The organism is Pseudomonas sp. SIMBA_068 (assembly GCF_046534705.1).
In the GTDB taxonomy this organism is placed as follows: domain Bacteria; phylum Pseudomonadota; class Gammaproteobacteria; order Pseudomonadales; family Pseudomonadaceae; genus Aquipseudomonas; species Aquipseudomonas putida.
In genome coordinates, this window is record NZ_JAWRYI010001439.1 from 1 (window position 1) to 242 (window position 242).

The 242-nt window shown below is 60.7% G+C and carries 1 protein-coding gene; it reads left to right on the forward strand.

The genetic code is table 11. The features are described from left to right. On the forward strand, positions 1-242 hold a 242-nt coding region (locus SB756_RS34390; protein ID WP_410913795.1), incomplete at both ends, for an SgrR family transcriptional regulator.

A 242-nucleotide genomic window follows, 5' to 3' on the forward strand; every position in this document is an offset into this window, starting at 1 on the left:
TCTGCGCTCACCTGAACAATTACGGCAGCAGTTGCTGCAACAACAGCTCGACGCCGGAGACGCTGCTGAGGCCTTGCAGCTGCTGGATCTGCCGCCGGAAAGGCTGATCAATATGCTGCGGCCATTAATGGGTGGACAGTGGCAGAACGATACGCCGGTGCTGCGCATCCCCTACTATCGTCCGATGGAGAGCACAGAGCCGCGTCAGATTACCGGTCGGGCCGAACAGCACCTGGCTCGCC